This is a genomic window from Dielma fastidiosa, from assembly GCF_000313565.1.
GTDB classification, from domain to species: domain Bacteria; phylum Bacillota_I; class Bacilli_A; order Erysipelotrichales; family Erysipelotrichaceae; genus Dielma; species Dielma fastidiosa.
The window spans coordinates 86,244-102,701 of record NZ_HE578930.1 but is presented as its reverse complement, the minus strand read 5'-3'; the positions used below and the strand labels follow the sequence as shown (position 1 = coordinate 102,701).

At 40.9% G+C, this 16,458-nt stretch carries 21 protein-coding genes; 11 read left to right on the top strand and 10 right to left on the bottom strand.

The window, feature by feature from the left end; translation table 11 throughout:
- Positions 1 to 30 precede the first annotated feature (30 nt).
- The gene (locus DAHG_RS15285; RefSeq protein WP_022939219.1) at positions 31 to 1,404 is read left to right on the top strand and encodes a sodium-dependent transporter; all 1,374 of its coding nucleotides are present in this window, start codon (positions 31 to 33) and stop codon (positions 1,402 to 1,404) included.
- Between the two features lie 36 nt (positions 1,405 to 1,440).
- On the opposite strand, the gene DAHG_RS15280 is transcribed toward DAHG_RS15285, so the two are convergent.
- Complete coding sequence (locus DAHG_RS15280) at positions 1,441 to 2,181, bottom strand: DeoR/GlpR family DNA-binding transcription regulator (protein WP_022939218.1); 741 nt, start codon at positions 2,179 to 2,181, stop codon at positions 1,441 to 1,443.
- A 233-nt stretch (positions 2,182 to 2,414) separates the two neighbouring features.
- On the opposite strand from DAHG_RS15280, the gene DAHG_RS15275 reads away from it, so the two are divergent.
- Genes DAHG_RS15275 through DAHG_RS15255 form a run of 5 tightly spaced genes read left to right on the top strand, consistent with a single transcriptional unit; the run spans position 2,415 to position 6,387 of the window.
- Positions 2,415 to 2,909, top strand: a complete 495-nt coding sequence (locus DAHG_RS15275) for a PTS system mannose/fructose/N-acetylgalactosamine-transporter subunit IIB (RefSeq protein WP_022939217.1) — start codon at positions 2,415 to 2,417, stop codon at positions 2,907 to 2,909.
- A 29-nt stretch (positions 2,910 to 2,938) separates the two neighbouring features.
- Positions 2,939 to 3,706: a PTS mannose/fructose/sorbose/N-acetylgalactosamine transporter subunit IIC gene (locus tag DAHG_RS15270; protein WP_022939216.1), complete on the top strand. Its 768-nt coding sequence runs from the start codon at positions 2,939 to 2,941 to the stop codon at positions 3,704 to 3,706.
- A complete protein-coding gene (locus tag DAHG_RS15265) occupies positions 3,699 to 4,505 on the top strand; it encodes a PTS system mannose/fructose/sorbose family transporter subunit IID (protein WP_022939215.1) in 807 nt (268 codons plus the stop codon). The genes DAHG_RS15270 and DAHG_RS15265 overlap by 8 nt, the downstream gene beginning before the upstream one ends.
- Position 4,506: 1 nt before the next feature.
- The gene (locus DAHG_RS15260) at positions 4,507 to 4,911 is read left to right on the top strand and encodes a PTS sugar transporter subunit IIA (RefSeq protein WP_022939214.1); all 405 of its coding nucleotides are present in this window, start codon (positions 4,507 to 4,509) and stop codon (positions 4,909 to 4,911) included.
- Between the two features lie 12 nt (positions 4,912 to 4,923).
- Positions 4,924 to 6,387, top strand: a complete 1,464-nt coding sequence (locus tag DAHG_RS15255) for a sulfatase (protein ID WP_022939213.1) — start codon at positions 4,924 to 4,926, stop codon at positions 6,385 to 6,387.
- A gap of 31 nt (positions 6,388 to 6,418) precedes the next feature.
- Here DAHG_RS15255 and DAHG_RS20990 read toward each other — a convergent pair whose 3' ends face one another.
- From DAHG_RS20990 to DAHG_RS15240, 3 genes are all read right to left on the bottom strand, one after another.
- Complete coding sequence (locus DAHG_RS20990) at positions 6,419 to 6,598, bottom strand: HTH domain-containing protein (RefSeq protein WP_261797475.1); 180 nt, start codon at positions 6,596 to 6,598, stop codon at positions 6,419 to 6,421.
- A gap of 210 nt (positions 6,599 to 6,808) precedes the next feature.
- A complete protein-coding gene (locus DAHG_RS15245; RefSeq protein WP_022939211.1) occupies positions 6,809 to 7,006 on the bottom strand; it encodes a hypothetical protein in 198 nt (65 codons plus the stop codon).
- Positions 7,007 to 7,380: 374 nt separating this feature from the next.
- The gene (locus DAHG_RS15240) at positions 7,381 to 8,253 is read right to left on the bottom strand and encodes a DMT family transporter (protein ID WP_022939210.1); all 873 of its coding nucleotides are present in this window, start codon (positions 8,251 to 8,253) and stop codon (positions 7,381 to 7,383) included.
- Positions 8,254 to 8,372: 119 nt separating this feature from the next.
- Between DAHG_RS15240 and DAHG_RS15235 the strand changes: the two genes are divergently transcribed.
- Genes DAHG_RS15235 through DAHG_RS15215 form a run of 5 tightly spaced genes read left to right on the top strand, consistent with a single transcriptional unit; the run spans position 8,373 to position 11,702 of the window.
- Complete coding sequence (locus tag DAHG_RS15235; RefSeq protein ID WP_022939209.1) at positions 8,373 to 8,723, top strand: hypothetical protein; 351 nt, start codon at positions 8,373 to 8,375, stop codon at positions 8,721 to 8,723.
- Positions 8,695 to 9,615 carry an ABC transporter ATP-binding protein gene (locus DAHG_RS15230; protein WP_026881019.1) on the top strand — a complete coding sequence of 307 codons (921 nt, stop codon included), beginning with the start codon at positions 8,695 to 8,697 and terminating at the stop codon, positions 9,613 to 9,615. The genes DAHG_RS15235 and DAHG_RS15230 overlap by 29 nt, the downstream gene beginning before the upstream one ends.
- On the top strand, positions 9,599 to 10,876 hold the full coding sequence (locus DAHG_RS15225) for an ABC transporter permease (RefSeq protein ID WP_022939207.1): 1,278 nt from the start codon (positions 9,599 to 9,601) through the stop codon (positions 10,874 to 10,876). The genes DAHG_RS15230 and DAHG_RS15225 overlap by 17 nt, the downstream gene beginning before the upstream one ends.
- Positions 10,873 to 11,334 (top strand): hypothetical protein, encoded by a 462-nt coding sequence (locus tag DAHG_RS15220; RefSeq protein WP_022939206.1) that lies wholly within the window; start codon positions 10,873 to 10,875, stop codon positions 11,332 to 11,334. Before DAHG_RS15225 ends, DAHG_RS15220 begins: the two co-directional genes overlap by 4 nt.
- A 41-nt stretch (positions 11,335 to 11,375) precedes the next feature.
- The gene (locus tag DAHG_RS15215; RefSeq protein ID WP_022939205.1) at positions 11,376 to 11,702 is read left to right on the top strand and encodes a hypothetical protein; all 327 of its coding nucleotides are present in this window, start codon (positions 11,376 to 11,378) and stop codon (positions 11,700 to 11,702) included.
- A 34-nt stretch (positions 11,703 to 11,736) separates the two neighbouring features.
- On the opposite strand, the gene DAHG_RS15210 is transcribed toward DAHG_RS15215, so the two are convergent.
- Genes DAHG_RS15210 through DAHG_RS15185 form a run of 6 tightly spaced genes read right to left on the bottom strand, consistent with a single transcriptional unit; the run spans position 11,737 to position 16,450 of the window.
- On the bottom strand, positions 11,737 to 12,717 hold the full coding sequence (locus DAHG_RS15210; RefSeq protein WP_022939204.1) for an NAD(P)-dependent oxidoreductase: 981 nt from the start codon (positions 12,715 to 12,717) through the stop codon (positions 11,737 to 11,739).
- The gene (locus DAHG_RS20670; RefSeq protein WP_022939203.1) at positions 12,717 to 13,172 is read right to left on the bottom strand and encodes a heme-binding protein; all 456 of its coding nucleotides are present in this window, start codon (positions 13,170 to 13,172) and stop codon (positions 12,717 to 12,719) included. The genes DAHG_RS15210 and DAHG_RS20670 overlap by 1 nt, the downstream gene beginning before the upstream one ends.
- Positions 13,165 to 13,773: a YitT family protein gene (locus DAHG_RS15200; protein WP_022939202.1), complete on the bottom strand. Its 609-nt coding sequence runs from the start codon at positions 13,771 to 13,773 to the stop codon at positions 13,165 to 13,167. The genes DAHG_RS20670 and DAHG_RS15200 overlap by 8 nt, the downstream gene beginning before the upstream one ends.
- A gap of 1 nt (position 13,774) precedes the next feature.
- Positions 13,775 to 14,911 (bottom strand): iron-containing alcohol dehydrogenase, encoded by a 1,137-nt coding sequence (locus DAHG_RS19905; RefSeq protein WP_022939201.1) that lies wholly within the window; start codon positions 14,909 to 14,911, stop codon positions 13,775 to 13,777.
- A 47-nt stretch (positions 14,912 to 14,958) separates the two neighbouring features.
- The gene (locus DAHG_RS15190) at positions 14,959 to 15,735 is read right to left on the bottom strand and encodes an HAD-IIB family hydrolase (RefSeq protein WP_161650554.1); all 777 of its coding nucleotides are present in this window, start codon (positions 15,733 to 15,735) and stop codon (positions 14,959 to 14,961) included.
- Positions 15,728 to 16,450, bottom strand: a complete 723-nt coding sequence (locus DAHG_RS15185) for a ribulose-phosphate 3-epimerase (RefSeq protein WP_022939199.1) — start codon at positions 16,448 to 16,450, stop codon at positions 15,728 to 15,730. The genes DAHG_RS15190 and DAHG_RS15185 overlap by 8 nt, the downstream gene beginning before the upstream one ends.
- Between the last annotated feature and the right edge of the window lie 8 nt (positions 16,451 to 16,458).

Sequence of the window (16,458 nt, the reverse complement as noted above, 5' to 3'; positions counted from 1 at the left end):
ATATATTACACGAATTAGAAAGAGGATTTTATGGAACATACAAGAGAAAAATTGTCCTCCCGGTTAGGCTTTATCTTCCTTTCAGCGGGATGTGCAATCGGCTTAGGAAACATTTGGCGGTTTCCTTACATAACAGGCAGATATGGCGGCGGCGCTTTTGTGCTGATTTATCTGTTCTTCTTAGTTGTATTAGGTATTCCGGTTGTGGTAATGGAATATTCAATCGGCCGCAGGTCGCAGCTCAGTATCGCGAGAGCTTTTGATGTATTAGAGAAAAAAGGCCAGAAATGGCATTTGTTCAGCTATGCGGCAATGGCGGGGAACTATTTATTAGTCATGTTTTATACGACTATCTCCGGATGGATGCTGGCATATTTTCTTAAAATGGTCAGCGGTTCATTTGCAGGCTTGGATCAGGCGGGTGTGGCAGATACATTCTCAGCGCTTCAGCAGGACCCAATTCAAAGTGTCTTATTTATGGCGGCGATTATTTTAATTGGTATCGTAATTTGTTCATTAGGCTTACAGAATGGCGTAGAAAGAATTACGAAAATTATGATGACCTGTCTTTTAGCTGTAATGCTGCTTTTAGTTGTGCGTTCAGTGACCTTGCCTAATGCATTAGAAGGGCTTAAGTTTTACTTGATTCCTGATTTTGATAAGCTGCGGGAAGCCGGTATTTACAATGCAATCTATGCAGCTATGGGACAGGCGTGTTTTACCTTAAGCGCGGGAATGGGCGGCATGATGATTTTTGGCAGCTATCTTGATAAAAAACGTACTTTAGGCGGAGAAGCGTTAAATGTCATGCTGCTGGATACCTTTGTAGCTATTACCGCAGGTTTAATTATTTTCCCTGCTTGCTTTGCCTATGGTGTACCGGCAGATCAGGGGCCGGGTCTGGTTTTTGTAACCTTGCCTAATATTTTTAATGCAATGCCATTTGGTACCCTGTGGGGCAGTTTATTCTTTATCTTTATGAACTTTGCGGCAATCACAACGATTGTAGCTGTATTTGAAAATATCATGGCTTTCAGTATGGACTTATTTCATTGGACAAGAAAGCGCGCCTGTATCGTTAATTTTGTACTGATTACCCTCTTGTCCATTCCATGCGCGTTAGGCTTTTCAATATTGAGCGGCATTCAGCCATTCGGGGCTGGTTCGGCAATCCTTGATTTGGAAGATTTCCTCGTCAGCAATGTCATCATGCCTTTAGGTGCCGTCTTGATTATCTTGTTCTGTACGACAAAACGCGGCTGGGGCTGGCAGCACTTCATTGAAGAAGCGAATACTGGCAAAGGGTTTCATTTCCCGCAGTGGACAAGATTTTATATCAGTTATATACTGCCATGTGCGGTATTGTTTATCTTCATCATGGGAATCATTGATAAATTTGCATAAAATAACAGCTGACCTACCAAGCGTAAGTCAGCTGTTTTAATCGGCGATCATTAATTCGTAACAAGTAAACTCAGGAAATGCCTTGTCTGTGATTACCTTGAGTGAAGCTGTATCGGCATCCTGAAGGGCAAACATGGATTTTTTGCCGAATTTAGAATTATCTGCTAATACATAGGTTTCTTTCGTACAGCCGAGGATGGCTGTTTTTAATTCGCACTCATTATCATCAGGAGCTAATATGCCAAGCTTTAAATCAATCGCGTTGGCGCCGAGAAAGGCTTTGTCATAGCGAAAGCTTTTTAATAAACGCACGGTTTCTTTACCCATCACCGCGTTAGATCGCATCGACATAAAGCCGCACAGCAGGAAACAATTAATATTCTTTTCTTTAAACTTCTGGGCCTGCAGGATTCCATTGGTAATAACCGTAATTGAGTTATCGGTAATGAAATCAATCATTGACAAGGTGGTTGACCCGCTGTCGATAAAAATCAGTTCATTAGGCTGAATCAGAGAGGCCGCTTTCTGAGCGATCCGTCTTTTTTCTGACAGATTGACATTATGCCGCTCCTTGATTGGGGTTTCTGCAGTAACGGTATCAATGCTGCGGATACCGCCATGGTAGCGCTGAATCAGCTGATTGCTTTCCATGCGTTCAAGATCTCTTCGCAAAGTCGCGGGCGATGCATCAACCGCTGTTTCTATTTCCTGAAAGGATAATTTTTCTTTTCCTTCTAATAAATGAAGGATAATGTCTCTTCGTTGTTGATATTTCATAATTATTCCCCTTTTCATAAGCATTATATCATATAAATAACCAAAGTAAATGATTATTTGATTATGAGAATGCTTAAATAATCAAAAATAGTGTTAATTTAATCATGTAAGCCCTTGTATATGATGTTTTCTGTACTATAATGAAGATGTAACCAGCGAAGCTATGAAGTGCACATTCATAATTCGCATCTGATTACATCAAGAAACCAAACGTTTGGATAAGGAGAAAGAATATGGAAATTGTAATGGCTCGCATTGATAATCGCTTACTTCATGGTATTACCGCTTCACAATGGGCACCGCGCTCACAGGCTCAGCGGCTGATGGTCATCGATGATGAAACAGCTGGCAATGAAATGATGAAAGCCAGTATGAAATTAGCGCGTCCGGCTGGTATGGCATTATCAATTATTGCTTTGGATACAGCAATCACAAATATTAAAAATGGTAAATATGGCAATGAAACGATTTATATAATCACCAAAAAGCTTCAAACCTATCAGCGTTTAATACAGGAAACAGGTGTAAGGATCAAGGCGATCAATATCGGAGCTACCGCTCAAGTAAGCGCTGAAGCGATGAAGGAGAGGACTGTTTTATCTAAATTTGCATCCTTTGATTCAGAGGAAATGCGTATTGCCCAATCACTTTGTGAGCAGGGAGTACATTTATATGTTCAATATTTGGCGGCGGATACACCGCATGATTTCTCTGAATATCTTAAGTAATCAATTAATTAACAGGAGGAACAGGGATTATGGTTTTATCACTATGGCAGAATCTTGCCTTAATCATTCTCGCTTTTATGGTACCGGTCGATAAATATGGCTTTACATTTGGGCTTCGCTGGCCGGTTATTACAGCAATGATTGCCGGTGCTATTGTCGGCGATATGAATACAGCATTAATCATCGGCGGTACTTTGCAGCTGATGTCATTAGGTGTCGCGTCGATCGGTGGATCAAGTGTGCCGGAATATGGTGTAGGCGCTGTCATCGGCGTAGCTATTGGGGTATCTTCAGGCAGTGTTGAAAGCGGTCTGGCAATCGGTATTCCGGTTGCGATGCTGATGGTTCAATTTGATGTGATCGCTAAGATCTCTCAATCCGTAATCGTGCGTCTGTCTCAGGATTTCTGTAATAAGAAAAAGTTTAAAGAAATGAATCTCATTTTAATGTGCGGGCCATTTATTATGGGACTTACTGCCGCGGTGCCGGTAGGAATTGCCTTATTGATTGGCGCTGATGTTGTAAATGCGGTTTTAGCAGCGATGCCGCAGTGGTTTACCGGCGGTTTAAGTATCGCATCTAAAATGCTGCCGGTAGTTGGTGTTGCGCTGCTGCTGAATTACATGCCAGCTAAAAAGTATCTGCCGGCAATCTTGCTTGGCTATTTCTTAGTGGCATTCATGAATATATCAATGCTTGGTGTAGCTATCGTCAGCGCGATTATCGCCATGGTATTTTATGCATATAAGAATGAAAGCAGCAATGCAGTTGTGAATGGAGGACTTGAAGATGAGTAATCAGACACCAGTTTTAACAAAGAAGGATATCCGCAAGGCAGCGATGCGCTGGATTCCGATGGCGGTCAATACATATACTTATCAATATCAGCAGGCTGGCTCAATCGTGTATTCACTTTCACCGGCACTGCGTAAAATATATGCGGATAATGATGATCATTATGTGGCTTCATTAAACAATCATTATAATTATTTTAATACGCATCCTTGGCTTGCGACTTTGATCTTAGGAGCCGCTTTAGGTATTGAGGATAACGGCGGTGTTGATTCATTGGAGGCTGTGCAAAGTTTTAAGGTAGGTATGATGGGGCCGGTAGCTGGCATCGGCGATACATTGATCTGGGTGCTTTATCCGACAATTATTGGTTCAATTGCCGGTTACATGGCGTTAGAGGGCAGTGCAATTGGTGCCATAGCATGGCTGATTCTCAATATTCTCTGTATCTTCTTAAGAGTAAAAATGTTTGAATGGGGATATGAATCAGGTTCCAAGCTGATTACTACATTAGGGGCTAAGCTTTCTCAATTTACAGAGGCAATGTCAGTAATGGGTTTGATTGTTGCCGGTGCTTTGATTCCATCTGTCGTGAAGGTAAGCACGCCGCTGACCTTTACAGCCGGGGAAGTTACCAAGGAAATTCAAGGTGTCTTTGATGCTATTCTGCCGTTTATGCTGCCTGTTTTATGCACCTTTATCGCTTATAAGCTGATCCGTTCAGGAAAGGTCAAGGTTACAGCGCTTATTTTAATCATTGTGGTATTCTCAATGGTCTGCGCAGCCTTTGGATTGTTGGCCTAATATGCGAAGAATTGTATTAGCGTCACATCATCAAATGGCAGATGGACTGAAGGATACTTTACAGTTTCTAAGCGCCATGGAAAATGTATCTGCGATCAGTGCTTATATCGATGAGACATTGATTGAAGATCAGATTGATAAGCTGTTTAATGAATTTGATGAAGAAGATGAAATCTTTATTTTAACGGATATGCTGGGCGGCAGTGTGAATCAGAAATTCTTTGGCAGAATGAATGATCATGTACATGTTATCTGCGGCATGAATCTGCCGTTGGCTTTAACCTTGGCGCTGCAGCCGGAAGGCAGACTGACCGCGGCACAGGTGGCAGATATTGTGGCAGAAGCACGGAATCAGTTAATTTATATGAATACTTATCAGCAGTCAGAAAATGATGACGATGAGTAAAAGGGGGAAATTATGCGTACAATTATGATTCTGCATGATACATTAAGAAGAGATATGCTGTCATGCTACAATCCGGATACGGATGTAAAAACGCCCAATATGGATGCGCTGGCTGCCGATTCAATTGTTTTCAATAAGCATTTTACCGGTTCTATGCCATGTATGCCGGCACGGCGTGATATAATGTGCGGCCGTTTAAATTTCCTTGACCGCAGCTGGGGGCCGATTGAGATATTCGATGAAACATTGCCTAAAACTTTAAGTAATAAAGGTATACGTTCGCATATGATTACTGATCATGCCCACTACTTCAGAATCGGCGGTGAGAACTACTGTCAGCAATTTTCAACGTATGAGTTCTTCCGCGGTCAGGAGAGCGATCCATGGGTTTCCCTGATTGACGATCCTAAGATGCCGAAGGATTTCTTCGGTGAGGTTAAACGTCAGTATGAATGCAACCGCACGAAGCTGAAAGGCGAAGCCGATTATCCAAGTGTGAAATGCTTTAAGGCTGCGATGGATTGGGTAGATGCCAACCAGGACAGTGATGATTTCTTCCTGATGGTAGAAACCTTTGATCCGCATGAGCCTTTTGACGTACCAAGGGAATATCTTGATTTATACCATGATGATTATGATGGTCCGCATTTTGATTTGCCTAAGTATCATAAAATCGATGAAGAAACAGAAGAGGCTATGGAGCATCTGAAACATCGATATAAGGCACTGATTACCATGACGGATAAAAATCTGGGATTATTTATTGATAAGCTCAAAGCGGCAGGTATGTATGAGGATACCATGATTATCTTGACAACTGACCATGGCTATTGTCTTGGTGAGCGTGAATTTATCGGTAAGAATTATATGCCGTACTATAATGAATTATCCAATATACCCTTAATTATTCATTTGCCTAAGCATGAGCATGCGGGTGAACACCGTAATGAAATCACGCAGAATATTGATTTAATGCCAACCATTTTAGAATATCATAAAGTTGATATTCCAGAACGGGTAACAGGTAAATCATTATGGCCGCTGATTAACGAAAAAAGGCCGGTTAAAGAGTATGCACTCTACGGCTGTCATGGATTAAGTGTCAATCTGTTTGATGGCAGATATACTTATTTCAGAGCACCAAGACGTGATGACTGCTGTTTTGAATATACGACTTCACTGACCACGATACGCAATTGGCTGGGAAAAGAGATTGCGGAAAAGATTGAATGCGGACACTTCATGAAAGATGTAGATCTGCCGGTGTATAAAGTTCCGGCAGTCAAGAATGCAATTGTCAGCGATAACCAATATCTGAAACAGGATGCCTTATATGATATTGAAAGTGATCCGCAGCAGCTTCATTCAATTTCTGACGGAATGCTTATTAAAGATATGGAACAGAAATTAAGCAAAGCGATGAGCGAACATTTCGCACCCAATGAACAATGGCTGCGTTTAGGTCTGGATAAATAATATAAACCTCCCGGTTTTGATCTGGGAGGTTTTATTTTGGCTTAGCATCAGATACGTGCCAGCTGCCGTTTTTAGTGGCTCCAACGCGTTGGATTTTGCCTTCAGCTTTTAAACGGGCAAGCAGCCGTTCAATTTGCCGTTTTGTTAGAGCCAGCTGTTCAGCAAGACGGTCAGCTGTTAATTTAGGATTATGCCTCAACAATAGAAGAATTTTTTCTTCATTTGTTCCGACATTTACACCGACATCTTCCTCTGTTTTAAATTCAATAAGCGCGGCTCATATTGTTCAGACATTGCAGTACCTCCATTTAATTATCTGTATAAATTAATTAACATTAAGTATTAGAAATTTTGAAGCAGGCATGCTTAAAAGCGAACTAAGCGGTTCTCTTCTTGAATAGATTTTCAAAAGTGAGTGTTATTATTTCTCTTTGTTATGTTTATAAAAACAGTATAAAGAAAGCAGAAACAAGACGATTGCCATTAATCCTCCGTAATTTAAAGGAAGGCTGTTACTATACATGGTTCCGCCCGTAAGACCATTAGGGGATAAAGATGCAAGGCAAATAACTAAAGCAGCACCTACTAAAGCTATAACTCCACTTAAAAAATACATCATAATCAACTCCTTTTGATGACAAACCTTAAATTAACAATAAGCATAATAACTAATCAATAATACAGTGATGATTTCTAACTTAATTCTCACTTAAATATGTCATTCCGTCAATATATAAATGTCCTATCTCTAAATATTTCGTAAAATAATATTATATGATAATTGCTGAACAGCAAATATTTCGTAAAATAATATTATATGATAATTGCTGAACAGCTAAATGCAAACAATGATGCGGAATAGATTAATAAGATGGCATGTAAGTTCAGTAAGGCATCAGATGAGAATTTTGCCGCCGCTGAACAGTAGACTAGGTTAGGCTTAGAGCAATAAATACGAACCCATTGTTAGAGTTATTACGCAAAAAAAGCGAACTAAGCCGCTTTCTTCTTGAATAAATTTTCAAATATACCTTCCGAGACGAATACCGAAGTCAGCATCAGGCAGCCGCCGATGACAATACGGATGGTCAGCGGTTGGCCAAGTATGACAACACCAGCCAAAGTGCCGACGGTTGATTCCTGTGACAGCAAAATCGTAGCCGTTGATGCCGGTACATGCTGCTGACCCTTCATCTGCAGGAGAACAGCCAATGCACTGCTGAAGATAGCGACAAACAAGACTGAGAACCAGCCGACATGAGGAATTTCGGTCTGTGCAGTGATCGGCATAAAAATAATAGAACAGATTGCCATCATAAATAATTGGATGGCAGTAATGGCAACCGGATCACCAAACTGGGCTGCACGATTAGCAAATATGATTTGAAGAGCAAAGAAAACAGCTCCCAGAATCAGTAATAAATCACCAGGCATGATTGTTAATGCAGAAGTAAGAGAAAGTACGGCAGTACCTACTAATGCAAAGCAGCAACCGATAAAAACCCTGCGTTCAACTTTTTGTTTAAAAATGATAAAAAGCAGTAAAGGAACAAAAATTACATTTAAAGCAGTTAAAAATGCTGAATTGGCAACTGTTGAGCTTTGCTGGCCCAGAGTTTGAAACGCAAAGCCTAAAAAATACATTAAACCCGTAACAGCACCGCTTAATAATAAATCTTTATTCTTCCACCATTTATTTTTTATTGAAAAAGGAAATAAAACCAGACCGCCGATCAAGCCGCGCATAAACAGCAAGGGGAAAGCCTGCCAGCCAGCATCAAGCGCACCTTGGACACCGACAAAGCCCAGTCCCCAGATTACAGCGGTTGATAATAGACAAAGTTTCGCTTTTGTTTGTGTATTCATTATGATCCTCCCAAAACTGTTCCTATTTTCTCATAAATAGCGGTTAATGGAAAGTAAAAAATAAAATTAAATTTAAAGAGAAGAGCTTACAGCGCGTATATAGAACTAGGAGGCGTTGTATGGAGGAGAGTAAGCTTTGGCAGTTTAAACATCAGATTAAAGAAGAGGTTAAAGATTTATTGAATGATGATGAATGCTGGGAAATGATGGCAATGCTTTATTTAATCATGCAGGAGGAATTATTTGTTACCTTATTAAAATACAGCAATTACCAAGGCTCATCCAATGACCTTTTAAGCTTGATTGAACAGGAGGATGAAATGAAGTTAATTATTAAGACAGCGATAATTGAATTTATTAATGATGCCGCCGCTCGTTCATCCATCTGCAAGGCATTGGTACTGCTAAAAGATCAGCTGACACACATACAGGTATTGATTGATGAGAATGAAAAAGATCAGCAAGGCTGAAACACTGCGTTTGGATCATGTCAGTAAGCTTTATGGCGAGAAAAGGGGTGTATGCGATTTATCCTTTACCGCCAAGGCCGGGCATATTATCGGTATTTTGGGTACAAATGGTTCAGGCAAGACTACAACGTTTCGCATGCTGCTTGGCTTGATTGAAAAAAACAGCGGGCATATTTATTATGGCAAACAAGAGCTGGATCATCAGGATAAACGATTATTTGGTTATCTGCCGGAGGAGCGCAGTATGCTTAGAGATTTGAGCGTAAAGGATCAGATTGCCTATCTCGCTCGATTGAAACGGATGGAGCGTTTAGAAATTGAAATGGCTTTGGATCAATGGCTGGCAGAATTGAAAATTGAACAATATCGTTCACAGCGAATCATTGAATTATCAAAGGGCAATCAGCAAAAGGTACAGGTTATTTGTTCGCTGATTCATGATCCGAAGATTTTGATATTTGATGAACCGTTAAACGGACTTGATCTGGATAATGTGATTCTGTTTAAAAATCTGTGTCTGAAATTAAAGCAGCAGGGTAAAACGATTCTGATCTCATCCCATCAGTACAATAACATTGAAGATCTATGCGATGATGTTGTTTATTTATCACAGGGTGATTGTTTATTTAAAGGCAATCTTCAGCAATTAAAACAGCGAAGCGCATTCCGCATCTTTTCACTGTGCAATGACTGTGCAGGCGATTTTATTGATGAGGCAGGTGTCATCAGTGTCAGCAGAGAGGGTAATTGGACAACGCTTAAAGTTGAAAGCCAGCAGGCCGCAGACCGCTTGACACGCAAGTGTCTGCGTAATAAGATTACTGATTTTCGCTGTGAAACAGTGGCTTTGCAGGATTTAATCAGGGAGGCATTAGATGGGCGAGCTGGTTAAATTCTCATTGAAACGCCGGTTTGTGAATACGGCAACGATCTTATTGAATGTGATGCTTTGTCTGGTATTGGGTGCCGCCTTTTTCGCTGATAAGCTGGTTGATTTGATTAATCCTCAGCTTTTTGAGGAACGAGTGATCTATTTATGCAATCTTGATGAGCGGATTGTTGACAGCTTGTTTGAAAGTGAACAGAGCGGTTTGAAATTTATTGTCAGTGAGGAAGATCCTAAGCACTTGATCACAGAAGATAACCGGGCGATGGTGCTGGAGTATCAGCAGGGATACATCCTGCATACACTTTATAAGGCTGACAGTCTGCTGGTTCATTCACTGTCAGCATTGCTTTCACAGACGCATCAGACGCTGGCCTTATTGTCTTTAGTTACAAGCAGTGAAGAATTTGAGAGTATTATGTCACCGATTCTGATTGAGAATCAAGTGCAGAATGAGGGGATTGAAGTTTCAGAAGACCGTCAGAACTTGATTTTTATGGTTATTACTTCAATTTATTTCACAATGCTGAGCTTTTCCACAACGGTTGCGAATGAAGTTATCTATGAAAAATCGACGAAAACATTAGAGCTGATTCTTACATCAGTCAGTGCCAAAGCGCATTTTTTATCGAAGATGGTTGTTGGCTGGCTGGCGATTTTTATCCAGATGCTGTTGGTATGCGGATATCTGCTGCTTTGGTTTATCATCCGCAATAGTTTCGATCAGGGGAATCAGCTGCTGCTGTTCATTGAAAAGGCGGGTCTTTTGAATAACGGCTGTAAAACCTTTGCGGAATTGTTGGGACAGATTCATTTAGAGCCCTCTTTCATTTTAAAGCTGCTCTTTATTCTGGCTTTCTTATATACAGGGATTTTGTTTATTCAAATGATTTTAGTGATTCTGTCCAGCTTTATAGCCAATGTAGAAGAAGCCGGCAACATTCAGGCGCCCTTTTATCTGATTCTGATGGGTGTGTATTATTTTGCTTTATCGGTGAATACTCCTTATCAGATGAGTGAAGGCATTGGCTTTATTTTATCCTTCCTGCCTTTTTTCTCAATGTTATTTATGCCCTGCCGGCTGCTGATTCAAAATGTATCAATGTTTGAGTTAATGCTGTCTTATATGATATCGTTTAGTGCCATATTCTTCGTTGTGAAAAAGGGCAGTGCTGTGTATCAGCGCGGTGTTCTTGATTATTCAAGCAAGGGGGCGCTGGGTGTTATTAAAGGGATCCTTGATCATCCCGGAAAGGAGAAATCATGAATCGAAAAGGAATGAAAACACTGGAATTAGTAAGTTTGATTCTGCTTAGTCTATTGATATTGATGCTGCTTACTGGCTGGCAGTCGATGCCGGATACCGTCGCTTTATTAAAAGATCAGCGGGGACATACAATTTTAAGCGGCAGCCGCTACTTGCTGTTATTTTTCCTAGCTGTTACGCTTTTGATATATGGTTTTACGCAATGGCTGAAAGCCAGTAAATACATTGACCGGCGGCTGGAAGCTTATCCTATGGATTCCTTGACCCGCTACTATAAAAAGGAGCGTATTCTTTATGGTTTGATGACCCTGCGGTGTGAGCTTTTGGTATTGATCGCATTGATTGAATTAAATATTATCGCCCGTGTCAATGTGACACCTTCAGTTCTTTTCATGACTGTTATGCTGGCTGCGACTTTGTTATATGAAAAGTTTAGTTTAAAGAATCTGGTAAAATAAAGGCTAAACATGATAGAATGATAGATAGCTGGAGGGATATTATGAACAAACGTCTGGGCTATCTGATCTATGTTGCGGTTATTTTAGGACTGAATGTTTTTGCTTATGTCACTAAGATTGATTTAAGTATGTTTTGGCTTGGCGGTGTTTTGGTTCTGCTGCTTGTGACTTTACGCAGTGACAGTCAGCGGCCTAAATATAAATTAAATAAATTTCAGGATGAGCTAAGCGATAAAATGGAAGCAAAGGCTCTTGATGAAGTTAAAAATAAGGAACAAAGCAAAAAGCTGAAGCTGACAGGCAAACAATGTCTGTATCTGATTTGGCCGTTGCTGGTCAATTGCGTAGTTGTTTATTTTTGGTTTTAACCATTAAAAAAGCCCGTCGTTTGATGGGCTTTGATTATATAATTTGATTTTTGCATTCACCGGCTTGAAAATCAAGGCAGTTCTGCAAGGCTGTACGGGCCAGTGCTTCTTTAGCATGTACCGTTAAACCAGCAATATGCGGGGTTATGATTACTTTTGGAAACAAGGCGATTAGACGCTTGATTCTTGGATCATCAATTTCAGCGGCTTGTTTACCAAAAAGGTTTTTTTCGTTCTCGATTACATCGCAGGCATAACCGCCAAGCTGGCCGCTTTCAATCGCGTCGGCAATCGCGTCAATGTCAGCTAATTCACCGCGGGCGGTATTGATTAAAATACTGCCCTTTTTCATTTGCTTTAAACGCTCGGCATTGATAAAGTGATAGTTTTGATCCGGAAAATAGGGCAGATGCAGGCATAAAATATCACTGCGGGCAATGACCACATCTAATGAAACATTATTCAGATCAGCTCTTGGATATTTGTCATAAACAATTACATCAGCACCTAAGCCCATAAAGGCTTTGGCAGTTTCAGCACCAATTGCACCGGTGCCGATAACTCCGACTACACTGTCACGGATCTCTGTAAATAAGGTTGGCCGTTTAGGAAAATAGCCGCCTTTGCCTAGATCAGCAATTTCAAATAAATTTCGATTCATTGCCAAGGCTAAGGCTACGGTTAATTCACTGATAGCGTTGGGTGAATAGGCTCGTACATTTGCGACATGAACACCGTATTGTTTAGCTAAATCTATCTGAATGTGATCATAACCGGTTGATTTAGTGATCAGATAATGCACGTTATATTGCTGCATCAAGGAAAAGAATTCATGTCCGCATGGGCGTACCCCTAAATTGTTGGTAATGATGGCAAAAACATCAGTAAGTAGCCCCGCATTTTCTTCATTCAAGTCTTCATGAAGAATAGTTAAATCGAAATGAAATTCCTGATCATTCAGCTTTGTCAGATATTTAATATCACGATCACTTGCATTAATAGATAAAATTTTCATCAATCATTACCTCCTAAAAGTGTTTCTAAACCTTTTAAAATCAGCTGATGATCTTCCTCAGGCTTCAAACCGGAAACAGCGACAGCGCCGATGCAGCCTACCTTTTTCACAAGGATGGGGAAAGCACCAGGAGTTAAGGTCATATCCTGCAGCGAACACCCATATTTACTGGCCAGCAGATTCTCATCTCCCTTACATTTAGTATACATGAATTGGGTTGAATGCGCGAAGTGTAAGACCGTATTCCGCTTACGGCGCAGCCAATTATCCTTATCAGCAGTACAATGATCAGTGCTGAAATGAAAGAGCGTTCTGCCGTTGGCATAAATATCAGCACATAGATCAATTTGATGTGCTTTCGCATACTTATAGAAAAAAGTACCCAGCGCAAAAGCCATGTCAGCTGTAAAGCAGTCAAAAACTGCATTCTCTTCATTTAAACAGCTCTTATCCATTAGTAATTCCTCCTTCAGAAGTATTTTTAGTCATAAATGAAACAATCGTAATAATGATCAGCAATGAACCGCCTGATAAGATTGAAGTCATCAGGTTCTTTGTGAGCAAGCCGCTGAATAGAATGATTGAGCCGTCAATACAGAACATAATCACTCTTAAAGGCACACCTTTCAGTACCTTTTGAATCAATAGACTCAATGTATCGGTGCCGCCGGTTGCGGCTCCTACTTGAAGGCAGTTGCCGATGGCTGTACCGACACAGCATGCCCCTAATACCGCACATACATAAATGTTATCCGTAATATAAGGGATACTTAGATGCGGTACCTGACTGATTAAAAAGGGGGACATTAAGGCAGCAAATAATACTTTAATTCCAAATCCGCGGCCTAAGAAGATCGCGGAACAGATTAAAAGCGGTCCGGTAATCGAAAGCGTAACTAATGAAGTTGGCAGCTGTAGAAAGTTGGAAATAATAATCGCCAGGCCGGTCAGTCCGCCGGGTGCCAGTGAATGCTGGGAGAAAAAGATGTTAACAGCAATGGCAATCAGCAGGGAAGAGGCCGCGATGCGGATAAATTCAATAAGCACTCGTTTCATATCAGTTCAAGATTGACGCTATCAATCGCTGCTCTCTTTCATTCATTTCAAAGCGTGTTTGATTTTCGTAATCATGGCGAATATTTTCTAATGCTTCCGCATCCAGCGAATAATCTTTTAATGAGGTAGGCAGTTTGATTGACGCGAGAAATTGAATCATGATTTCATAAGCATCTTCGCCGTTTTCATTTGCGAAACCGCTGGGTTTCACACAATCAATGATTGTTTTCATCCGTTCGTTATAAGCAATTTTTGCGAAATGCGGGAAAGTAATAGCCAGTGAACAGCCATGATTTACCTTGTAAGCTCGGGAAGAAATAATTTCACCATAGAAATGCGGAGCGTTGCCGCCGCCGTTAGACAGACAGATACCGGCATATAGATCCGCTAAAGCCATTTGTTCACGATATTCAATCTTGTTTTCACTCATTAATTTAGGCAGAACTTCACCGATAATTTTCAGTCCAGTTAATGCCATTTGTTCACACAGCGGTGAAAACTGTCCGTTATAATATGATTCAGCGAGGTGACAGAAGGCATCAAAGCCTGTGGAAGCGGTCAGTGAAGCTGGCAGGCTTAGCGTAAGCTTAGGATCAATAATCGTTTCTTTCGCAAAGAATTCCTGACGGAATACCGTTGTTTTCTTATTGTTCATATCACTAATAACGGCTGCCTGGGTTACGTTGGAGCCTGTTCCGGCGGTAGTAGGTATTGTGATTAAAGGTACAACATTAGATTTGAATGATGGCTGACTCTTAAACTTATAGTTTGAATCGTAAAAGGCTTGCCAGTCAGCATTGCCATCTATTGCGTAATAAGCTATTACTTTAGCGCTGTCAATTACACTGCCGCCGCCTATCGCGGCTATGCAGTCAGGATTAAATTCATGGGCAAGTTGGATGCCTTTTAAAATATCCATTTCCGTAGGATTGGGCCGAACTTGATCAAAGATCTGTACGGTAAAGCCTTGTTTTTTTAATTGTTCCTGTGTATTGTTTGCCAGCTTTTCAAAAGTTGGATTATCTGTCTGCATTACCAGCAAACAGCGTTTTCCATATTGTCCAGCTAATTCACCTAGTTTTTCGAATTCATCGACACCAAAATGAATTTTGGTTGGTTGATTATGTGTAAATTTCATTGTATAACCTCCATTTTTAAGTAAGAAGCTGTCTCAATGAGACAGCTTTATTCAATCCAATTCAAACGTTTAACCGCCTTATAGAAGCCATCATCAGTGATCGATTCAGCGATGAAATCAGCTTTAGCTTTTACACTGTCCTCACTGTTACCCATCGCGATACCGTATACGGCTTCAAACATGGGAATGTCACTAGCGCCGTCACCCACCGCGGCAGCCTGGGATAAATCGATTTCTAATAATTCACAGGCCTTGCGCAGTGCCGCCCCTTTATCACAGCCTTTTGGGGTGATCTCACAAACCTTTGGCAGCTTTACATATGATAAATCAGGGGCTATTTCATTCAGCTCATTGCCTTGCTTTGGATCATCCAGAAAGACTAACAGCTGAATCAAGGCTTCCTGCTCATAAGCCTTGATATCGGGTACCCAGTTATAATTGCGAATAAAGCCCCGTTTAATCGTTTCATCATCATGAGTCAAATAATCGTGTTCATCCGCGTCAACAAAGCGATAGCTTAATTGTTTTTCATTAATATAAGCGAGTAATTGCTTTAATGCTGATGGTTCAATTAATGTAATTTGCCTTTTTCCGCATAAATCGATAATTGAACCAGACAAAAGCAGCAGGCCATTTGCTGACGCAATCAGAGAAGCGGGCAGACAGGCTGCTTCCTGAACTGAACGGGCTGTATTCAAAATAATCTGTACACCATTGTTTTTTAGCTCATGAATTGCGTACATCGTAAGATCAGAAATACTGTGACTCTGTTTGTTGTAAAGTGTGCCGTCGATATCAAGAAACAAAGCTCGCGGTCTATTCAAGGTTAAACTGGCAGGCCGCTTCATCGATGGCCTTGCGCACCTTTTTAACAGCGGCAGCAATACCGTCAGGGTCTTGATATAACGCGGTTGAGAAAATCAATACATCTGGATTACATTCTACAATCGGCGCCAGATTATTGACACGGATACCGCCGTCAACGGCTAATTCACAGGCAGGATTGCATTCATCAATCATTTTGCGTGCATTCTTCACAAGATTTAACGCACTGCGCCGCCATGCCCAAGTCTTTTCACCCGCTGGCGGCTGACCGGCACCATGAATCACAATATGCAGGCGGTCAATATCATAAATAGCTTCATCAACAAAGCATAAGGGTGTATAACAGCCAATCGTCAGACCGATTTTCATATTAAATTCATGACACCAATTAATAATGTAAGCCAAAGGCGCACCAATAAAATTCTCTACCGGCAGGATCAGCATTGTAGCACCGGCTGCCGCGATTTTTTCAATAAATAAGCGATCGCATTCTTGGGCATATAAGTGACATTCTATTTCTTTATCAGTAATACTGCGGACGGCCTTAATAATTAAGTGTCCGCCCACGAGCTGCAAATTTCTTAAATCAAGCATATCAGCCGCATCTGAATGACAAATATCAGCGCCTGCGTCTAATGCTTCTTTCATATTTAAGCATACATTTCCATAATCGAAGCTGCCGGCCATACCGGCGGCAATTTTAATATGTTTCATTGTTCATC

Coding starts and splice junctions, on each gene's coding strand:
- DAHG_RS15270 (WP_022939216.1), top strand. CDS start 2,939: ATGGTTTTATCACTATGGCAGAATCTTGCCTTAATCATTCTCGCTTTT.
- DAHG_RS15230 (WP_026881019.1), top strand. CDS start 8,695: ATGAGAATGAAAAAGATCAGCAAGGCTGAAACACTGCGTTTGGATCAT.
- DAHG_RS15235 (WP_022939209.1), top strand. CDS start 8,373: ATGGAGGAGAGTAAGCTTTGGCAGTTTAAACATCAGATTAAAGAAGAG.
- DAHG_RS15240 (WP_022939210.1), bottom strand. CDS start 8,253: ATGAATACACAAACAAAAGCGAAACTTTGTCTATTATCAACCGCTGTA.
- DAHG_RS15280 (WP_022939218.1), bottom strand. CDS start 2,181: ATGAAATATCAACAACGAAGAGACATTATCCTTCATTTATTAGAAGGA.
- DAHG_RS15225 (WP_022939207.1), top strand. CDS start 9,599: ATGGGCGAGCTGGTTAAATTCTCATTGAAACGCCGGTTTGTGAATACG.
- DAHG_RS19905 (WP_022939201.1), bottom strand. CDS start 14,911: ATGAAATTTACACATAATCAACCAACCAAAATTCATTTTGGTGTCGAT.
- DAHG_RS20670 (WP_022939203.1), bottom strand. CDS start 13,172: ATGGATAAGAGCTGTTTAAATGAAGAGAATGCAGTTTTTGACTGCTTT.
- DAHG_RS15285 (WP_022939219.1), top strand. CDS start 31: ATGGAACATACAAGAGAAAAATTGTCCTCCCGGTTAGGCTTTATCTTC.
- DAHG_RS15275 (WP_022939217.1), top strand. CDS start 2,415: ATGGAAATTGTAATGGCTCGCATTGATAATCGCTTACTTCATGGTATT.
- DAHG_RS15200 (WP_022939202.1), bottom strand. CDS start 13,773: ATGAAACGAGTGCTTATTGAATTTATCCGCATCGCGGCCTCTTCCCTG.
- DAHG_RS15220 (WP_022939206.1), top strand. CDS start 10,873: ATGAATCGAAAAGGAATGAAAACACTGGAATTAGTAAGTTTGATTCTG.
- DAHG_RS15260 (WP_022939214.1), top strand. CDS start 4,507: ATGCGAAGAATTGTATTAGCGTCACATCATCAAATGGCAGATGGACTG.
- DAHG_RS15210 (WP_022939204.1), bottom strand. CDS start 12,717: ATGAAAATTTTATCTATTAATGCAAGTGATCGTGATATTAAATATCTG.
- DAHG_RS15215 (WP_022939205.1), top strand. CDS start 11,376: ATGAACAAACGTCTGGGCTATCTGATCTATGTTGCGGTTATTTTAGGA.
- DAHG_RS15245 (WP_022939211.1), bottom strand. CDS start 7,006: ATGATGTATTTTTTAAGTGGAGTTATAGCTTTAGTAGGTGCTGCTTTA.
- DAHG_RS15265 (WP_022939215.1), top strand. CDS start 3,699: ATGAGTAATCAGACACCAGTTTTAACAAAGAAGGATATCCGCAAGGCA.
- DAHG_RS15255 (WP_022939213.1), top strand. CDS start 4,924: ATGCGTACAATTATGATTCTGCATGATACATTAAGAAGAGATATGCTG.
- DAHG_RS15185 (WP_022939199.1), bottom strand. CDS start 16,450: ATGAAACATATTAAAATTGCCGCCGGTATGGCCGGCAGCTTCGATTAT.